At 64.4% G+C, this 18358-nt stretch carries 16 protein-coding genes; 14 read left to right on the top strand and 2 right to left on the bottom strand.

Going from position 1 to position 18358, the window contains the following annotated elements:
• Positions 1 to 54 precede the first annotated feature (54 nt).
• The gene (locus tag GV829_RS02480) at positions 55 to 897 is read right to left on the bottom strand and encodes a tetratricopeptide repeat protein (RefSeq protein WP_212612145.1); all 843 of its coding nucleotides are present in this window, start codon (positions 895 to 897) and stop codon (positions 55 to 57) included.
• On the bottom strand, positions 894 to 1658 hold the full coding sequence (locus GV829_RS02475) for an alpha/beta fold hydrolase (protein WP_169943672.1): 765 nt from the start codon (positions 1656 to 1658) through the stop codon (positions 894 to 896). Before GV829_RS02475 ends, GV829_RS02480 begins: the two co-directional genes overlap by 4 nt.
• A 394-nt stretch (positions 1659 to 2052) precedes the next feature.
• On the opposite strand from GV829_RS02475, the gene GV829_RS02470 reads away from it, so the two are divergent.
• The 14 genes from GV829_RS02470 to GV829_RS02405 all read left to right on the top strand — a co-directional run bounded on the left by GV829_RS02470 (position 2053) and on the right by GV829_RS02405 (position 18358).
• Positions 2053 to 4488, top strand: a complete 2436-nt coding sequence (locus GV829_RS02470; protein ID WP_169943671.1) for a TonB-dependent receptor — start codon at positions 2053 to 2055, stop codon at positions 4486 to 4488.
• Complete coding sequence (locus tag GV829_RS02465) at positions 4488 to 5246, top strand: SDR family oxidoreductase (protein ID WP_281356166.1); 759 nt, start codon at positions 4488 to 4490, stop codon at positions 5244 to 5246. Before GV829_RS02470 ends, GV829_RS02465 begins: the two co-directional genes overlap by 1 nt.
• Before the next feature lie 33 nt (positions 5247 to 5279).
• Entirely contained in the window at positions 5280 to 6749 is a 1470-nt protein-coding gene (locus GV829_RS02460) for an aldehyde dehydrogenase family protein (protein ID WP_169943669.1), read from the top strand.
• Between the two features lie 107 nt (positions 6750 to 6856).
• Positions 6857 to 8086 carry a CaiB/BaiF CoA transferase family protein gene (locus GV829_RS02455; RefSeq protein ID WP_169943668.1) on the top strand — a complete coding sequence of 410 codons (1230 nt, stop codon included), beginning with the start codon at positions 6857 to 6859 and terminating at the stop codon, positions 8084 to 8086.
• Positions 8086 to 8391 carry a hypothetical protein gene (locus tag GV829_RS02450; protein WP_246203134.1) on the top strand — a complete coding sequence of 102 codons (306 nt, stop codon included), beginning with the start codon at positions 8086 to 8088 and terminating at the stop codon, positions 8389 to 8391. The genes GV829_RS02455 and GV829_RS02450 overlap by 1 nt, the downstream gene beginning before the upstream one ends.
• Positions 8392 to 8395: 4 nt before the next feature.
• Positions 8396 to 9886, top strand: coding sequence for a class I adenylate-forming enzyme family protein (locus GV829_RS02445; RefSeq protein ID WP_169943667.1), 1491 nt, complete (start codon positions 8396 to 8398; stop codon positions 9884 to 9886).
• A 105-nt stretch (positions 9887 to 9991) separates the two neighbouring features.
• Positions 9992 to 10972: an enoyl-CoA hydratase/isomerase family protein gene (locus GV829_RS02440; RefSeq protein WP_246203133.1), complete on the top strand. Its 981-nt coding sequence runs from the start codon at positions 9992 to 9994 to the stop codon at positions 10970 to 10972.
• Positions 10969 to 11940 carry a CoA transferase gene (locus GV829_RS02435; protein ID WP_169943665.1) on the top strand — a complete coding sequence of 324 codons (972 nt, stop codon included), beginning with the start codon at positions 10969 to 10971 and terminating at the stop codon, positions 11938 to 11940. Before GV829_RS02440 ends, GV829_RS02435 begins: the two co-directional genes overlap by 4 nt.
• The gene (locus GV829_RS02430) at positions 11937 to 13337 is read left to right on the top strand and encodes an amidohydrolase family protein (protein WP_169943664.1); all 1401 of its coding nucleotides are present in this window, start codon (positions 11937 to 11939) and stop codon (positions 13335 to 13337) included. Before GV829_RS02435 ends, GV829_RS02430 begins: the two co-directional genes overlap by 4 nt.
• Positions 13338 to 13362: 25 nt before the next feature.
• Complete coding sequence (locus tag GV829_RS02425) at positions 13363 to 14154, top strand: SDR family oxidoreductase (protein ID WP_212612144.1); 792 nt, start codon at positions 13363 to 13365, stop codon at positions 14152 to 14154.
• Positions 14155 to 14190: 36 nt separating this feature from the next.
• Entirely contained in the window at positions 14191 to 15519 is a 1329-nt protein-coding gene (locus tag GV829_RS02420; protein ID WP_246202974.1) for an amidohydrolase family protein, read from the top strand.
• Positions 15520 to 15533: 14 nt separating this feature from the next.
• Positions 15534 to 16316, top strand: a complete 783-nt coding sequence (locus tag GV829_RS02415) for an SDR family NAD(P)-dependent oxidoreductase (RefSeq protein ID WP_169943663.1) — start codon at positions 15534 to 15536, stop codon at positions 16314 to 16316.
• 43 nt (positions 16317 to 16359) lie between these two features.
• Positions 16360 to 17616 (top strand): cytochrome P450, encoded by a 1257-nt coding sequence (locus tag GV829_RS02410; RefSeq protein ID WP_246202972.1) that lies wholly within the window; start codon positions 16360 to 16362, stop codon positions 17614 to 17616.
• Positions 17606 to 18358, top strand: a complete 753-nt coding sequence (locus GV829_RS02405; RefSeq protein ID WP_169943661.1) for an SDR family NAD(P)-dependent oxidoreductase — start codon at positions 17606 to 17608, stop codon at positions 18356 to 18358. Before GV829_RS02410 ends, GV829_RS02405 begins: the two co-directional genes overlap by 11 nt.

Raw genomic sequence — 18358 nt, 5'->3', positions numbered from 1 at the left:
ATCGTCGGAAGTCGTCTCATCCGGTCCGGTTTGCGGATGAGGCGGCAAAACGTGTCAGTTCCGGAGAGGGCTGGCTGCTGCGTCCTGGGCTTCGAAAGCGGCGAGCTCCGCAAGCCGGTCCTGCGCGGTGCGGGCAATCGCGCTGTCGCCACCAAGCGTAACCGCGCTTTGCCAGCTGGCCCGTGCGGCATCAAGCCGCTGGTCGGCGGCGGCTATGTTGCCCGCTTCGAGAGCGATTGCTGCGTCGCGCGGGGCGATGGCGACAGCTTGCTGTATGTCGGCTTGTGCCCGGACGAGGTCTCCCTGACGCCTGGCGAGTGTTGCGGAAAGCAGCCAGACCAGCGGGTCCTGACTGGCGTCGCGTGCGGCAGCATCGAGATCGGCGCGGGCGCTGGCCCAATCTTCAAGCACCAGCGCGGCTCGGGCCCGGTCGAGATAGGCTTCTCCAAGTTGCAAGCCGGTGAGTTGTCCCTGCACCAGCGCGGCATCAAGATGCTGGCGTGCAGTAGCGGCATCCCCTGAAGCCAGCGCGGCATTGCCCGCCTGGGCCCACAGGTTGGCGACGCGCCAATCGCGGGCGGTCTCCGCGTCATGTGCCGCCTGGGCAAAGGTGGATGCGGCAGCGGCATAATTGCCGTTCTTGGCAAAGGCGAAACCAAGGCATTGGCGGGCGAGAAAGCCGCCGCCCTGGATCAGCCATTCATTGGCGTCGATGATACCGCGGGCGGGATCTTCGGTCGCAGTGTCGTGGCAGCTGTCAAACCGGTGCTGGTCGATCGAACCCAGAGTGCGCGGGGCTGCGAGTGACGGGGTCGTCACTGGCGGCGGCGCTTCAACCGGCGCGGGTGCGGGGGCATTGCTGGACTGCGCGAGGAGCAGCAGGACCGGTAACATCATTGGCTTTGGCCTTCGAGGCTGGCGTACAGGGAGCCGACTGTCGCCAGCAACAGCGCTATGTCCTGTGGCCGCGACAAGCGGTGGTCGCCGTCCTTGACCAATGTCGTCACAACCTCGGCTGAACGAAGCTGCTCGGCGAGGCGGAGGCTGATGGTGAAGGGCACATCGGCATCGGCCTGGCCGTGGAGTAGGCGGACCGGACAGCTGAGTGGAATCGTAGCGCCCAACAGGCGGTTGGCCTCTCCCGAAAGCCACAGGGCGTGCGTGGTCAGTGTGGGTTCGGGGCCATAGGGATTGTCTTCGAACAACAGGCCGTCGCGGGCGAGAGTGGCCTTTTGTTCGTCGCTATAGCCCCAGTCGGTGAAATCAGGCGCGGCAGCGATGCCCAGCATGGCGGCAATACGGCCCGGATCGCTGTGGGTGAGGGCAAGCGCAACCAGTAGCATCAGCCAGCCGCCCATCGACGAACCGACAAGGATCAGCGAGCGGTCCGGTGCATATTCGGCGATGACATCGAGTGCATCATCGCGCCAGCTGGTCAGTGTTTCCGCAGCAAATTCGCCAGCGGATTGGCCGCAGCCCGCATAGTCGAACAAAAGGCAGGGGCGGCCGCTGGCGATGGCATGGTCCCGCAGGGCCTGCGCCTTGGAACCGCTCATGTCGCTGGCATAACCGGGAAAAAAGACCAGTGCCGGGCCATTGCCGGGAATGTGGTTGACGGCGAGGGAGGGTCGGGAAGGTCGAGTGAAGAAGGTGGTCATGCGCGCCTGCTGGATAGGACTGTACCCAGTAGGGCCGAATGTGCCGAAGCTGCAAGCGCCGCAGCAGCAGGATGAAGTTGACGTTGCGGCATCCGCGCTTTGGCAAGATCGGCCGGAAAGGATGCAGGGCACCGAGCATATCATGGCTGCAGGCTCAGGCTGATCCCGGATATGGGCGGAGGAGTCTTGGTAAATATCTGGAAATTATGGAGAAAATGTCCGGTTCCGGTCCGGCGCCTCCATGCCGATGCGAGCGGCTTTGGGGTGTTTGGGGCCTGTTGTATAACTTGGTTGACTACACCAGCAAAATCGGCGACTACATATATAACTAGGTGCAACTACAGGGCCGGTTCGGGCCGGCCGATTCTCGGCAACCTGGGGAGGGAGAGAGACGATGGTATACAAGACTCTGGTCAGTTGTGTTTCGCTGATGGCCCTGATGGCGCCGGTGTCAGCCTTGCACGCACAGGAGGCGCCGCAGGCGGCCGAGGACGAAAGCGGCCTGGGCGACATCATCGTCACCGCGCGCAAGGTTGAGGAAAATCTGCAGGACGTGCCGGTTGCCGTTACGGTCTTTACGGCGGAGTCGCTGGAAAACCAGAATCTGCAGCGGGTCGAGAACCTTGCCAACTTCACCCCGGGCATGAGCATCCGCCCGGGTTCCTCAACGCCGTCGGCAATCACCATCACACTGCGCGGTCAGGTGCAGACCGACATTCTCGCAACGCTTGACCCCTCGGTCGGCACCTATGTCGACGGCGTCTATTGGGCACGCGCCTATGGTTTGAACTCGGACGTTCTGGATGCGCAAAATGTTCAGGTGCTCAAAGGTCCGCAGGGCACGCTGTTCGGTCGTAACACGACGGGTGGCGCGCTGTTGATCAATACCAACAATCCTGATCTTGATGAATTCAGCGGCCGGCTGTCAGTCAGCTATGGCCGTTACAACGAGACGAACGTCACCGGTGTCCTCAACATGCCGATTGCGCCGGGCGTGGCCGGGTTGCGCGTCGCGGTGCAGCGCTTCACCCGTGACGGTTACACGCGAAATGCATCGACGACCGGAACCGCGCTGACCGGTAACACCGTGGTCCGCGAATTGCAGGCACCGGGATCGCCGGCTGGCACCCGGCTCGACAATCGTGACCGCTGGAATTTCCGTGCCAAGTTTGACCTGGCGCCGACCGACAATCTGCGCTTCCAATTCTCGGCCGAGCGGTTCGAAATGGACGAGACCCATTCGCGCCAGCTGCGCATGGTCACCAGCGCCTATACGGCGGCCAATGCCACCTATAACACCGCCAACACCGGCGCGCTGTTTGTCGGCTTGATCAATGGTGCGGGTTTCCCCACCGCCGCCGCGACCGGCACCACGCTGCTCAATGCAGAGATTGCCCGCCTGGCGGCTGATCCGTCACTGGCTCTCAACAATGAGAATGGCTATGTGTTTGCGCGCACCAATACCTTTGGGTTCAATGCGACGCTGGATACCGACCTTGGCCAGTTCAAGCTGATCACCGGTATTCGCAAGGTCGAATCCTATTCCGGCTTCGACCTCGACGGCTCGTCCTTTCCGATCCACTTCACCGAAGGCCAGCAGAGCCTGAAGCAGAAGTCGGCGGAATTGCAATGGACGGGTTCGGCGCTCAATGACTCGGTCGATTTTGCCTTCGGCGGCTTCATCTTCAACGAAGAAGGCTATGACCAGTCGATTTCGATCACGGTTCCGGCGCTCAACCCGGCAACCTCGCACTTCTATGGCCTGATCAACACTGACAGTGTCGGTGCCTATGGCCAGGCGAGCTGGCGCATCACCGATGCGCTGTCCTTCACAGGTGGCCTGCGCTATTCAGTGGATGACAAGGGTCTGGAGACGCGCAACAACAACTATCTGCGCACTACTGGCCAGACTATCTGCTCGGTCATTCCGGTGGCTCCATTCAATGCCGGTGGTGAAGTGGTTGGACCTACCCAGTGCGCCTTCAGCCGGAGCGATGAATTCTCCGGTTGGTCGTGGACGGCTGGCTTCGACTATCGCATCAACGACGATGTGATGACCTATGCCAAGGTGTCGCGCGGTTTCCGTGCCGGTGGCCAGAATCTCCGCGCACCGAACACGGCGGCGTTCCTGCCCTTCCTGCCGGAATTCGCCACCAGCTATGAACTGGGCCTCAAGAGCGAATTGTTCGACCGCCGCCTGCGCCTCAACGTGGCAGTCTATCAGACGGATGTGACCGACATTCAGCGGTCTACCCTGATTGCCACGGCACCGATCCCGCCAGCGACTGTCCCGGGCACCGCGACTATCTTGGGCAACGCCGGCAAGGTGCGGGTCCGTGGCGGTGAAGTCGAGTTGCAGGCCGTGATTGCCGATGGCTTCACCATCACCGCCACGGGCGCGCTTACCGATCCGGAATATATCCGTTATTCGGACTTGTCGGGTGACCGTTCGTTCGAGCGCTTCGGCGGCATTTCGCGTCAGCAATTCTCGCTTGCGGCCGATTATGTCCGCGACGTCGGCTCGAATTCGCGCCTGCGCCTGCATGCCGACTACAGCTGGCGTTCGGCCCAGAATCTGAGCGAGTATAACTGGGTCCCGAACCCCGAGAACAATGCGATCATCGCTGCCACCACGGCGCCGGCGCAGGGGCTCCTCGGTGCGCGTGCAACGCTTGAGATCGGCGATACCTATGAAGTCGCCGTCTGGGGCCGCAACATTGCCAATGACCGCAGCTATGTTTCGGCGCTGGCCGTGCTGCCGCTGGGCTACATCCAGGGGACTCCGAACGAGCCGGCCACCTATGGTGTGACCGCTACGATCAAGTTCTGATGCCGGTCCTGCTTCACGGCAGGAAGGGCATTGTCACGGGCGCTTCGCGCGGCATGGGCAGGCACTTTGTTGCTTCCCTGGTCGGGCGGGGCGCCCGCGTCGCTTGTCTTGCCCGCCCATCCGCCGAACTTGACAGCATGGCAGAAGAATTTGGCGATGCAGCCTTGCCCATCTCCTGCGATGTTGCCGATCCCCACAGCGTCAATCGAGCAGTGGCAGAGGCGGCCGAGACACTGGGTGGCCTTGATTTCCTCGTCAACAATGCCGCCATCTTTCATCCCTTTCTGTTGGAGGATGGGCGCGATGAGCAGGTCAAAGATCATCTGGCGATCAATCTGGCGGGTCCAGCTTGGTGCATGCGGGCGGTCATACCGCATCTGCGTGCCAGCAAGGGGCAGATCGTCTCGATCTCCAGTGAATCGGTGCGTATGCCCTTTCCATTCTTGAGCCTTTATGCCGCGACCAAGGCGGGTCTTGAGACATTGAGCGCGGCAATGCGCGACGAGTTGCGTGAAGATGGCATCCGGGTGACGGTGTTGCGCTCGGGATCGGTCGAGGGCGGTACAGGCGGCAAGGACTGGGACCCTGATGTGACCCAGGCCTTTTACCAGACCATCACCCGCACCGGCCATGCCGCCTTTACCGGCAAGGCTGCCAGTCCCCAGTCGATGGCAGATGCGTTGATCAGCATCCTGTCGCTGCCAGCGGACATCAATATCGACATGATCGAGGTCCGCGCCGCTGCGGCTGCGGGTTGAACCCCAGAACTCTTCAATTTGGAGCCTCCCCCCATGAGTATTGCTGCGATCAAATCCCTCTACATCGACGGCGAGTGGGTGACGCCAGCCGAGCGTGAGGCGGTGATCAACCCGGCTGACGAAAGCCTGATCGCCGAAGCGCCGGTCGGCGGTATAGAAGAGATGGACGCGGCGATTGCTGCCGCGCGCATGGCGTTTGACAGAGGTCCCTGGCCGCGAATGCCGGTCGCGGCGCGGCAGGCCAAGCTGACCGAGTTTCTGGACGCGATTGACCGGCGCAAGGCCGAGATTGTTGACCTGATCGTCGCAGAGGCGGGCGCGACGCGGATGCTCGCCGACTATTTGCAATATGGCATCCCGATGCAGCATGCGCGGCACATGGTGGCGATTGCCTCACGCCCTGCGGTGACGCCGCTGCCAGTTGAAACCACGCCCAATGCGCAAGGAACGATCACGTTGGGTGCTGGCGTTATCTCGCGCGAGCCGATGGGCGTTGTCGCGGCGATCACGCCCTATAATTTTCCGTTCTTTCTCAACGTTGGCAAGGTCATTCCGGCACTGGCGGTCGGCTGTACCGTGGTGCTCAAACCGTCTCCCTACACTCCGTTCGAGGCGCTGCTGCTCGGGCAGATCGCTGAGGAGGTGGGGTTGCCCAAGGGCGTGCTCAATGTCGTGACCGGGGGGATCGAGGCGGCGACGTTGCTGACAACCGACAAGCGGGTCGACCTGATCAGCTTTACCGGGTCGGACAAGGTCGGCGCGATGATCCAGGCGCAGGCGGCGCCGACGCTGAAACGGTGTCTGATGGAACTGGGCGGCAAGTCGGCGCTGATCGTCCGGCCGGACGCCAATCTGATGCAGGCGGCGATGACCGGCGCGTCCTATTGTACCCATGCGGGGCAGGGCTGTGCGCTGCTGACCCGTCATCTGGTCCACAACAGCGTGCGGGCGGACTATGTCGAGATGCTGAAGGGCATGATCGGGCATCTGAAGATCGGCAACCCGGCTGATCCTTCGGTGACGTTTGGCCCGCTGATCCGCGAGGTCGCGCGGACGCGGACCGAAAGCTATGTCGATATTGCCCTGTCCGAAGGGGCGACGCTGGTGACCGGCGGCAAGCGGCCGGCGGGGCTCGAACGCGGCTATTATTATGAGCCGACGCTGTTCGACAATGTCAGCAATGCGAGCCGGCTGGCGCAGGAAGAGGTGTTCGGGCCGATCTGTGCCGTGATTGGCTATGACAGTGACGAGGAGGCGATTGCGCTGGCCAATGACAGCGAATTCGGCCTCTCGGGCGGGATATTCTCCGCCGATGTCGGGCGCGCTTATGAGATGGCGTTGCAGATCCGGACCGGTGGTGTGTCGATCAATGGCGGATCGGGACGGATGAGCAGCCATGCGCCGTTCGGCGGCATCAAGCGGTCGGGCTATGGGCGCGAATATGGCGAGGAGGGGCTCAACGAGTTCACCTATGTCAAAACCATCGGATTTCATGGTGGCTGAGCGCAGGTAGAGGGCGAGGTAGAGCCACTATCCGCTCTCTCTTGAAATTGACGGTCCGTCAGTTATAAGTCGAATCATGCCCGTTAGAGAGGCCTGAGGAGAGAGCGATGACCAAGGTGATGACAGGGGTGCGCGTGCTGGAAGTCGCGCAATTCACCTTTGTGCCGGCAGCGGGCGGCGTGCTGAGCGACTGGGGCGCCGATGTCATCAAGATCGAGCATCCGGTGCGCGGCGATGCGCAGCGCGGCATCAAGGAATTGCAGCGGCTGGCGGTCAATCCGCAGCGCAGCAGCCTGATGCAGCACCCCAATCGCGGCAAGCGCAGCGTCGGCATCGACATTTCGACCGAGGAAGGCCGCCAGCTGCTCTATGAGATTGCCGCGACGGCCGACGTGTTCCTGACCAATTACCTGCCCAGCCAGCGGCAAAAGCTGAAGATCGACCTGGAGCATATCCGCGCCGCCAATCCGAACATCATCTATGTCCGGGGGTCGGCATTTGGCGACAAGGGGCCGGAGCGTGACAAGGGCGGGTTTGATTCCACCGCCTATTGGGCGCGTGGCGGATCATCGATCCTCGTCACGCCCAAGGAACTGGATGGTCCGCTGTTGCAGCCGGGCCCGGCCTATGGCGACACGATTGGCGGCATGAACATCGCCGGCGGCATTTCTGCCGCGCTGTTCCACCGCGAGCGCACCGGTGAGGCGCTGGAGGTCGATGTGTCGCTGTTGTCCTCGGGCGTGTGGGCAACGGCGTGCAGCATAGATGTCTGCATGGAGCTGGGCGTCAACCCGTTCAGCAATCCCCTGCCGGGGCAGGATGCGGTCAGCACCAACCCCTTCATGGGCGTTTTCAAGACATCGGACGGCGGCTTCATCAACCTGACGGTTCTCTCTCCCGCGCCGCTGATCGCCGATACCTTCACCCATCTCGGTCTGGATGAGTGCATCAGCGACGAACGCTTTGCGACGATCGAGGCGCTGATGGCCAATGCGCCGGCGGCCTATGCACTGGTCAAGCAGGCGATGGCGGCCAAGCCCTTTGCCTATTGGGTCGAGCATCTGAAAACCATGCGCGGGCAATGGGCCGCCTATCAATCGCCCGCCGATGCCGCCAATGACGAGCAGGTGCTGGCCAATGACCTGATATTCGAAGTGGAATCGGCCGATGGCGGGCCACCGATCCGGCTGGTCGCCAACCCGGTGCAGTTCAATCACCAGGGTGTCACCAACACGCGGGCGCCCGAGGCGTCCGAACATACCGAATTGTTCCTGATGGAACTGGGTCTTGAATGGGACCGGATTGAAGCATTGAAGACCAAGGGAGCGATTGCGTGATGGAACTGAAGCCCGGTTCGCGCTGGAAAAGTGCGGTTTGCGACGGGGAAATGGTAGTCGTGCGGCCACCGTCGGTTGCAGGCACGCTGGCCTGTGGCGGACATCCGGTGCTCGCCCATGGCGGCGAAGGCGGCGGCCAGGGCATCGTCGAAGGGCATGACGGCGGCCTGTTGATGGGCAAGCGCTATGTCGATGCCGAGAGCGGCATCGAAGTGCTGGGCAGCAAGCCCGGCAAGGGCGCGCTGAGCTTTGACGGGCGCCTGTTGACGATCAAGGACGCCAAGCCGTTGCCGGCGTCGGACTGAGACCATGCGAACGGGATTGCTGCTTGATCTGGTTGCCGATTGCGCCGGTGACCGGCCCGCGCTCGGGCGCCGTGCGGATGGCCTAGACTTTGCCGGATACCGGCAGTGCGCGGCGGCGATTGCCTCCGCGCTGTCGGATGGCGGGGCGAGCAACCTCGCCTTTGTCGGCGTCAACGGCGATGCCTTTGCCCTGTTGCTGTTTGCCTCGGCACTGGCTGACAAGAGCTTTGTCCCGATCAATTACCGCCTGCCCGATGCCGATCTAGCGAAGCTGGTGACGCGCACCGCGCCATCAGTGGCGGTGATCGATGATGACATGATCGCCCGGGTGGGGTCGCCCGAGGACGTGCGGATCGTGCCGCGCAGCCGGATCGACGCGATAATCGCCAAGCGTGAGGACGGCGAAGCGTGCGCCTGTGACGAGGGCAATGACATTGCCGCCATGCTGTTCACCAGCGGCACGACGGGCGAGCCCAAGGCGGCAATCATGCGCCACGCCAATCTGACCAGCTATGTCATGGGCACGGTCGAACTGCTCGGCGCCGAAGAGGATGAGTGCGCGCTGGTCAGCGTGCCGCCCTATCATATCGCCGCCATTTCTGCCGTGCTGAGCAGTTGCTATGCCGGGCGGCGCATCGTCTATCTGCCGAGCTTCACGCCCGAGGAATGGGTAGCGATGGTGCGTGACGAGGGTGTGACGCACGCGATGGTCGTGCCGACGATGCTCGACCGCATTCTCGACGTGCTGGCAGCGGATGGCGGGACGCTGCCGTCGCTCAAGGCGCTGTCCTATGGCGGCGGGCGGATGCCCGAGCCGGTGATCGCGCGGGCGCTGGCGATGCTGCCGCATGTCGGCTTTGTGAACGCCTATGGCCTGACCGAGACCAGTTCGACCATCGCCCTGCTCGATGCCGAGGCGCACCGCGCCGCCTTTGCCTCCGACGATTCCGCCGTGCGGCGGCGCATTGCCTCGGTTGGCAAGCCCTTGCCGACGGTGGAACTCGAGATCCGCGACGAGACCGGCCGGGTGCTGGGGCCGGGCGAACAGGGCGAGATTTTCGTCCGCGGCGAACAGGTGTCGGGGGAATATCAGGGCAAATCGGCGCTGACCGCCGATGGCTGGTTCCCGACCAATGATGCCGGCTGGATGGACGATGAAGGCTATCTTTTCGTCGATGGCCGGATCGACGATGTCATCGTGCGCGGCGGCGAGAATATCTCCCCCGGCGAGATTGAGGACCGGCTGCGGCAGCATAAGGCGGTGGCGGATGTCGCGGTGATCGGTGTCCCCGACGACCAATGGGGCGAGGCGATTGCCGCGATCATCGTGCCACGCGGGGAAGCCCCCGATGCGGCGGCGCTGGCCGATTTCGTCAAGGTGGCGCTTCGGTCGACCAAGGTACCGCAGCATTGGCATTTCCGCGATGCCTTGCCCTATAATGAGACCGGCAAATTGCTGCGCCGGCAATTGCGGGCGGAACTGGCGGCGGGGTGAGCTTTGTCGGCTGGCATGGTGCCAGCGGCGAGGTCTGACCATGGGCCCCGGATCGGGTCCGGGGCACGGCAATGTTCGGGGTGAGGGGAGTGCGCGAGCTTGAGCATGACCCAGTTTGATTTTCTCTCTGCCGAGCAATGGTCGGCGCTGGGCGATGTGCCGGTGCTGGTGGGGGATGCCGTTGCGCCGGACTGGCCCGAGGGGCCGGTTGATGCGGTGCGGATTGGCGTTGACCGGGCGGGTGCGCTGCCGCCGGTGGATCCTGGACAATTTGATGTCTTGCTGACGGCGGCGGAGCGTGCGCCTGGGCCGTGGGTTTCGGTGAAGGCCGATGCTCTGGATCGCGAAATGGCGCGGCTGGAGGCGGCGGTGCGGGCCTGTCCGGTAGCGGCAACGACGCTGACGCGGGTGCTGCGCATGGGTGAGGGGGTGGCGGCGGACGATGCGCTGACGCTGGAATCGCTCGCTTATTCGACCTTGCTGGCGGGCGGCGAGTTTCGCCGCTGGCTGGCGAAGCGCGGCGATGTCGCTGCCCTTGCCGGGGGCGAACTCAAGCTGGAACGCGAAGGCGATTGCTTGACCGTGACGCTCGCTTCCCCCGCGACGCGCAATGCGATGACGGCGGCGATGCGTGATGCGCTGTTCGAGGCGCTGGCCAATGCGCTTGATGACCCGAGCACGCCCGCTGTGCTGATGCGGGCGGAGGGCGACTGTTTTTCAACCGGTGGCGATCTCGGCGAATTTGGCAGCGCGGCTGATCTGGCGATGGCGCATATCGTGCGCAGCCGGCGCAGTGCGGCGCGGCTGATACTGGCGCTGGGCGAACGGGCGGCGGTGCATTTTCACGGGGGCGCGATCGGTTCGGGCCTCGAAGCCTTTGCCGGGGCGGCGCGGCGGACGGCAAGCGGCAATGCCTGGTTCCAGCTGCCCGAAGTGACGATGGGGCTGATCCCCGGCGCGGGCGGCACAGTGACGGTGGCGCGGGCGATCGGTCGGCACCGGGCGGCGTGGATGATGCTGACCGGTCAGCGGGTTCGGGCCCGGCAGGCGCTCGACTGGGGGCTGGTTGACGAGATTGTGCCGTGAGGGATGCGGGGCGGCTGCAGCGGATCGCCGCGCTGGCGGCAGAATGGGCGGCGCCATTTGGCGCGCAGGACTGGCCGCTGTTGCAGCGGGACATCAGCGTCGGTGAGCGGCGACCGGGCTGGTCGGTCAATGGCAACAGCCGGATGGTGAAGGCGGCGGACGGCTGGATGGCGGTGACGCTGGCGCGGGAGGAGGACCGGGCAGGTGTTGCGGCCTGGTTGGAGGGCGATGCCGGTGAGGCGCCCTGGGCGGCGGTCGAGCGGCTGATGCCCCGGCGGGACTGTGCCATGTTGATCGAGCGGGCGACATGGATGGGCCTGCCGGTGGCGCGGCTGGGTGAGGTTGCGGCTGGCGGTGAGGCGGTGGCGGTGCTGCATCGGCGGGGCGGCGTGGCGCGCGAAGGTTCGAGCTTGCGGGTGGTCGATATGTCGGCGCTGTGGGCCGGGCCATTGTGCGCCGGATTGCTGGGCGAGTGGGGTGCGGAAGTGGTGCGGGTGGAGTCGCTGTCCCGGCCCGACCCGACGCCGCAGACCTCACCGTTGCTCGATGCGCGGATCAATGGCGGCAAACGGCGTCTGGCGCTTGATCTAACCCGCGAGGACGGGCGGGCGGCATTGGCCGAACTGGTTGCCGGGGCTGATGTGCTGGTGACAAGCGCCCGGGCGAGGGGGCTGGCGGGGCTGGGGTTGAGGCCGGATGAGGTCTTTGCGGCGAACCCGGCGTTGATCTGGGTGGCGGTCACGGGGCATGGCTGGGCGTCGGACAGGGTCGGCTTTGGCGATGATGCGGCGGTTGCCGGAGGGCTGGTCAGCGACGGGCCGGACTTTCTGGGCGATGCGTTGGCCGATCCGCTGACTGGTGTGTTGGCGGCGCGGACGGCGTTGGCGATGCTGGAGGCGGGCGAGGCGGGGCTGGTCGATGCGGCGCTGGCGCGCTGTGCGGCACATGTCGCGGAGCTGGTGGCATGAGTGGTCGGGTCGATCTGGTCCTGCGGCGGGTGCGGCCGTTCGGCGGAGCCGAGGTCGATGTGGCGATCAGCGGCGGGCTGATCTGTGCCATCGGCGAGCGGCTGGCGGTCAGCGGGCCAGAGGTGGATGGCGGCGGGCACATGCTGCTGCCGGGGCTGCATGACCATCATATCCATTTGCTGGCGACGGCCGCGGCGCGGCAATCGCTGTCGCTCAAGGGCGTGAGTGACGGGGCGGCGGTGGCGGCTCGGTTGCGTGGGACGGCGGCGAAGCTGCTACCGGGCGGCTGGCTGAGGGTGATTGACTATGACGAACGGGCAGCGGGCCTGCCCGATGCGGCGATGCTGGATGGCTGGGTGGCGGACCGGCCGGTGCGGATGCTTGACCGGACGGGCGCGCTGTGGGTGCTCAACAGTGCGGCGCTGGCGTTGATCGATGATGCGGGGGGATGGCCCGAGGGTGCGGAGCGCGATGCGGCGGGCGCGCTGACCGGGCGCTTCTGGCGCTGCGATGACTGGCTGAGGACGCGGCTGCCCAAGGGGGCGGGGCCTGATCTGGGCGCGCTGTCGCGGGACATGACGCGGCTGGGCGTGACGGGGGTTACTGACACCGGCGCGGGCAACGGGCCGGGTGAGGCGGCGCTGTTCGAGGCGGCGCTGGCGGACAGGGTGTTGCTGCAGAGGCTGCTGCTGATGGGGCGGGAGGATATGCCCGAGGGAACGGGCTATCGGCGCGGGCCGCTCAAGATCCTCGTCGATGAGCGCGATCCGCCTGACCCGGATGCGCTGGCGGCGCGGATGGCGGCGGCGCATGTGAGCGGGCGGGCGGTAGCTGTGCATTGCGCGACGGCGACCGAACTGGCGCTGGCGCTCGCGGGATTTGAGGCGGCGGGGACGGTCAGCGGTGACCGCATCGAGCATGGCAATGTCGTGCCGCAAGGGGCTGTGGTGGAATTGCGCAGGCTGGGACTGACAGTGAGCGTGCAGCCGGGATTTGTTGTTTCGCGCGGCGACCGCTGGCTGGCTCAAGTTGACCCGGGCGATCAGGGCGACCTGTTGCCGCTGGCGCGACTGGCGGCGGCGGGGGTGCCGATGATCGGCGGTTCGGATGGCCCCTATGGGCCGATTGACCCCTGGGCAGGGATGCGCGCGGCGGTGTCGCGGCGGACGGCGGCAGGGGTGGTGCTGGGCGGGGGCGAGGCGCTGTCGCCCGAGGCGGCGCTGGGGCTGTGGCTGGCGGAGGCCGGGGCGCCCTTTGCCCGGCGGGAAGTGGTGGTTGGTGCGGCGGCTGACCTTATCCTGATCGACGGTGACATGGCGGATTTGCTGGCGGATTTCGATGCGGATCGGGTGGTCATGACGCTGATTGACGGGCGGATTTGCTGGCCTTGCCGATAATAGTTGACGAATCGCCAATTTTCGGATGAACTCCGGACCAACGATAATGGGAGAGAATCAGATGCGCTTTGCGGGCAAGGTGGCGGTTGTCACCGGAGCAGGTCAGGGTATCGGCGAAACCTATGCGCGGCGGCTGGCGGCCGAGGGTGCGGCGGTGGTCGTTGCCGAGATCAACGCGGCGCAGGGACAGGCCGTTGCCGATGCGATCAATGGCGAGGGCGGCAAGGCGCTGTTCGTCAAGGTCGACGTCTCCGACCCGGCATCGTGCGAGGCCATGGCCAAGGCGGCGTGTGACGCCTTTGGCGGGATCGACTTCCTCATCAACAATGCCGCCATCTTCAACGGCATGCGTTATGAGCCGCTGATGTCGGTGGATATCGACTATTATATGCGCTTCATGGCGGTGAACCTGCATGGCGCGCTGTTCGTCAGCCGGGCGTGCGTGCCGTCGATGATCGAGCGCGGCGGCGGTGCGATCATCAACCAGAGCTCGACGGCGGCCTATTTGAGCGGCAGCGTCGGCGCTTATTATGGCATTTCCAAGCTGGGCACCAACGGGCTGACCACCGCGCTGGCGGCGGAGCTGGGGCCCAAGGGCATCCGCGTCAACGGCGTTGCGCCGGGGCCAACGCTGACCGAGGCGATGCGCCAGGTCGATCCCAAGATCATCGAGGGCATTGTGGCGCAAATGCCGCTGGGCCGCATCGGCACGACCGATGAACAGGCCAATGCCGTGCTGTTCCTGCTGTCCGACGATGCCGCCTTTATCACCGGCCAGACGCTGTGCGTCGATGGCGGCATGATCCGCCGGGCGTAGGACCCATTCCCCCCATCTCCATCCGGGAGAGAGACGATGACCGATACAATGAGCATGAACGACCTGATCATCATCAGCGTGGACGACCATGCGGTCGAGCCTGCCGATGCCTTCATCAACCATTATCCGGCCGACAAGAAGGATGAGGCACCGCGCATCGTTTCTGCTGACGGCAAGGATGTGTGGCAGTGGAACGGCAAGCGTTACCCGACCATCGGCCTCAATGCCGTGGTCGGACGTCCGCGCAGCGAATATGGCATGGAGCCGACCCAGTTCAGCCAGCTGCGCGAAGGCTGTTACGAGCCCAAGGCGCGGGTTGACGACATGAACGCCAACGGCGTTCTGGCCAGCCTCAACTTTCCGACCATGCCGAGCTTTGCCGGCGGGGTGTTTGTCGCTGCTGCCAAGGACAGCCCAGCGGAGGCACTGCGCGCCGTGCAGGCATGGAACGACTGGCATGTGCAGGAATGGTGCGCCAGCGCGCCAGGGCGCTTCATCCCCATGTGCCTGGTGCCGAGTTGGGACATGGACGCCACGCTGGCGGAAATGAAGCGGATGAGCGACCTTGGCGTCCATGCCGTCAGCTTCTCCGACAATCCGTCGAACATTGGCCTGCCGAGCATCCACAATGAATATTGGGAGCCGTTCTGGAAGGCCTGCGTCGATTACAAGATGGTGATCAACTGTCACATCGGCACCGGCGCGCGGGCGATGCACCCGTCGCCTGAAAGCCCGATTTCGGCGTGGATCACCGCCATGCCGATCAGCATCGCCAACTCGGCTGCCGACTGGACTTTCGCGTCCTTCTGGCAGCGTTATCCGGAGTTGCGCATGGCGTTGTCCGAGGGCGGTATCGGCTGGGTGCCCTATTTCCTTGAGCGGGCAGATTTCACTTACGAGCACCATAATGAGTGGACATTTGCCGATATCGGTCCGGGCAACCGCCCGTCAGATGTGTTCAAAAGGCACATCATCAGCTGTTTCATCGACGACCAGTTCGGGGTGAAGAATCTCGACTATATGAACACCGACATGGTCGCCTATGAGTGCGACTATCCGCACAGCGACACGGTGTGGCCGAATGTGCCCGAATATCTCTGGGCTTCGGTCAATGGCCTCGACCGGAACGTGATCGACAAGATCACCCACCTCAACGTCATGCGCGAATACAGCTTTGATGCCTTTGCGCTGAATGGCGGTCGGGAGAATTGCACGGTCGGCCACCTGCGCGAGCTGGGCAAGGATGTCGATGTGTCGCCGCGTCACAATCTGGGCGGCCTCAAGACCGACAGCATGGACGCGATCGGCAAGGCCCGTCGCCCCATCACATCGGGCGACATTGAACGCATGTTCGCTGCCGCCTGATAATAGGCCCGGCAATGAGCGGTCCAGCCCCCCGGACGCGATGCCACATCATTGTTGGCGGGACGGCTGGCATGGGCGCCGCCGCTGCCCGCCAGCTGCTTTGCGACGGTGACAGGGTTGCGATCATCGGTCGCGACCCTGACCGTGCCGGGGCGGTGGCCGCCGCGCTGTCGGATGGCGCGCTGGGCGATGGCAGCGATGCCGGTGGACTGGCCGCGGCAATCGGCCGCTGCATCGAGCGGCTGGGGCGGATTGACGGGTTGGCGGTGACCGCCGGCCCGATCCACAGCCGGGGCGATGTATTGACGCTGACCGATGAGGATTGGGCGGAGAGTTTCGAGACGCAGCTGATGACGACGGTGCGGGCGATCCGGGCGGTGTTGCCGACCATGATCGCGCAGGGCGAGGGATCAATTGTTACCCTGTCTGCCTATTCCATCCGCAGTCCCAAACCGGTCCTGACCCATTATGCGGCGATGAAATCGGCGATTGTCACGCTGACCAAATCGATCGCCAAAAGCCATGGAGCCGATGGCATCCGCGCCAATTGCATCGCGCCGGGCGCGATTGCGACCGAGGCACTGGATGGTGCGCGGAAGGCTGCGGCGAGTGCCGGTGCCGGCGATGACAATGCCGCCCTGTGGCAGGTGATGCGCGACCAGTGGGGCATGAAAGCCGCACTGGACCGGATCGGTGAACCACAGGACGTTGGCGAGCTGATCGCTTTCCTGTTGTCTTCACGCGCCAGGTACATGACCGGCGCCCTCATCAACATTGATGGTGGAACGGATTTCTGATGTCCGGCCACCACGCCCCCGACCCCCAGAGAGGATGACCATCATGGCGACCTGCCCCGTATCCCGTGCCCCCGCCGACGCGCCGCCGGTGCCGGCGCATGTGCCGCCCGAACTGGTGCTCGACACGCGCTTTGCCAGTGGCGTGGTACCGAATGATCTGGCCGAACCCTATCGTCCGGCCGATGTGCTGCGTGACCCGGCCTTCCCGCGCATCCATTATTATCCCTGGCCGACCAGCGGCAACCAGCATGGCGCCTGGGTGGTGACGCGGTATGAGGATATCCGCCGCGTCTATGAGGATATTGACCTGTTCTCGACCGAAGGCGTGGCGCAGTTCCAGGCACTGGCAGGGGAGACGTTTCCGTCGATCCCGCTGGGCATCGATGCGCCTGATCACGGCAAATACAGGAAGTTCCTCAACCCCTGGTTCACGCCTGTCGCCATGCAAGACATGGAACCGCGCATCCGCGAGGTCATCGGGCCGATGATCGACGAATTCGCCGGCAAGGGCGAGGTGGATGTCGCTTATGATTTCGGCAGGGTATTCCCGGTCAAGGTCTTCCTCGACCTGATGGGTTTTCCGTTCAGCATGTTTGACCAGTTCCTCGAATGGGAATGGGCGATCCTGCACAATCCGGACATAGCCGCCAAGGCCGAAGCGGTGCGGGGTATCCTCGCCTATCTGCGTGGCTTCATTGCCGAAAAGCAGGCCAATCCTGACGAGACGCTGGGCAGCTATATCGCCAATGGGGCGATTGACGGCGTGCCGCTGACCCCTGACGAGCAGATCGGCATGACCTGGTTCCTGTGGCTTGGCGGGCTGGACACGGTCGCGTCGACGGTCAGCCAGATGTTCCGGCGTCTCGGCATGGACCCGGCGTTGCAGGAACGCATCCGCACCGACAAGGCGGTGATCCCGACGGCGGTCGAGGAATTTTTGCGGGTGCAGCCGCTGGTCAATTCGGGCCGCAAGGTGAAGCGCGATTTCACCTGGCATGGCGTCGACATCAAGGCTGGCGACTGGGTGACGGTGTACAACAGCTCTGGCAATTTCGACGAGGCGCAATTCGCCTGTCCCCACGCATTCGACCCGGATCGCAAGGCCAACCGCCACTTCACCCTGTCTGGCGGGCCGCACCTGTGCCTCGGTTCGCATCTGGCGCGACGCGAACTGCGCGTGCTGCTCGACATGTGGTTCGACCGTATCCCCTCGTTCCGGATCAAGCCGGGCACCGACACGACGATGACGCCGGGCCTGCTCTCCATCCGCAACCTGCCGCTGGTGTGGGATGTCGGCTGAGGGCGAATTCGCCGGCAAGGTCGCGGTCATCACCGGCGGCGGGCGCGGATTGGGCAAGGCCTTTGGCGAGGCCTTGGCAGCACGGGGCGCGACGGTTGTCCTGATCGATCTTGATGGCAAGGTTGCGGCTGCCGCCGCTGCGGGCATGGGCGGACGGGCGGTGGGGCTGAACGGTGATGTTGCCGATGAGGCTGGCATGGCGGCGCTGATGGACCGCATTGCTGCCGAACATGGCGGCATTGACCTGTTGATCAACAATGCCGGCATCCATTCGGCGGAGGCCAATGAGTTTATCGGCACGCTGGGCATCGCGCGGACGAGGCGGATGTTTGACGTCAATGTGTGGGGTGTGATCCATTGCTGTCTGGCGGCGCGGCCGCATATGGCCGGGCGGCAGGGGGCGGCGGTCATCAACATAGCGTCAATGGCCGCTTATGGCGCGCAAAAGGCCTATGGCGTGACCAAGCTGGCGGTGCGTGGGCTGACCATGTCCTTTGCCCATGAATTTGCCGGGGATGGCATCAGGGTCAATGCGATCGCGCCGGGCCTGATCCTGACCGACACGATCCGGGCCGAATTGGCGCAGCCGGTGATCGAGCATGTCACCGCCATGCAGATCATCCCCCGGCCGGGGGAGGAGCGCGACATTGTCGAGACGATGCTGTGGCTGGCGTCGGACCGCTCGTCCTTTGTCACCGGAGAGACCATCCGCGTCAGTGGCGGGGTGACGTTGCAGATCTGA

Source organism: Sphingomonas lacunae (assembly GCF_012979535.1).
Taxonomy (GTDB): domain Bacteria; phylum Pseudomonadota; class Alphaproteobacteria; order Sphingomonadales; family Sphingomonadaceae; genus Sphingopyxis; species Sphingopyxis lacunae.
This window is presented reverse-complemented; position numbering and strand designations above follow the sequence as displayed.

Coding starts and splice junctions, on each gene's coding strand:
- GV829_RS02480 (WP_212612145.1), bottom strand. CDS start 897: ATGATGTTACCGGTCCTGCTGCTCCTCGCGCAGTCCAGCAATGCCCCC.
- GV829_RS02475 (WP_169943672.1), bottom strand. CDS start 1,658: ATGACCACCTTCTTCACTCGACCTTCCCGACCCTCCCTCGCCGTCAAC.
- GV829_RS02470 (WP_169943671.1), top strand. CDS start 2,053: ATGGTATACAAGACTCTGGTCAGTTGTGTTTCGCTGATGGCCCTGATG.
- GV829_RS02465 (WP_281356166.1), top strand. CDS start 4,488: ATGCCGGTCCTGCTTCACGGCAGGAAGGGCATTGTCACGGGCGCTTCG.
- GV829_RS02460 (WP_169943669.1), top strand. CDS start 5,280: ATGAGTATTGCTGCGATCAAATCCCTCTACATCGACGGCGAGTGGGTG.
- GV829_RS02455 (WP_169943668.1), top strand. CDS start 6,857: ATGACCAAGGTGATGACAGGGGTGCGCGTGCTGGAAGTCGCGCAATTC.
- GV829_RS02450 (WP_246203134.1), top strand. CDS start 8,086: ATGGAACTGAAGCCCGGTTCGCGCTGGAAAAGTGCGGTTTGCGACGGG.
- GV829_RS02445 (WP_169943667.1), top strand. CDS start 8,396: ATGCGAACGGGATTGCTGCTTGATCTGGTTGCCGATTGCGCCGGTGAC.
- GV829_RS02440 (WP_246203133.1), top strand. CDS start 9,992: ATGACCCAGTTTGATTTTCTCTCTGCCGAGCAATGGTCGGCGCTGGGC.
- GV829_RS02430 (WP_169943664.1), top strand. CDS start 11,937: ATGAGTGGTCGGGTCGATCTGGTCCTGCGGCGGGTGCGGCCGTTCGGC.
- GV829_RS02425 (WP_212612144.1), top strand. CDS start 13,363: ATGAACTCCGGACCAACGATAATGGGAGAGAATCAGATGCGCTTTGCG.
- GV829_RS02420 (WP_246202974.1), top strand. CDS start 14,191: ATGACCGATACAATGAGCATGAACGACCTGATCATCATCAGCGTGGAC.
- GV829_RS02415 (WP_169943663.1), top strand. CDS start 15,534: ATGAGCGGTCCAGCCCCCCGGACGCGATGCCACATCATTGTTGGCGGG.
- GV829_RS02410 (WP_246202972.1), top strand. CDS start 16,360: ATGGCGACCTGCCCCGTATCCCGTGCCCCCGCCGACGCGCCGCCGGTG.
- GV829_RS02405 (WP_169943661.1), top strand. CDS start 17,606: ATGTCGGCTGAGGGCGAATTCGCCGGCAAGGTCGCGGTCATCACCGGC.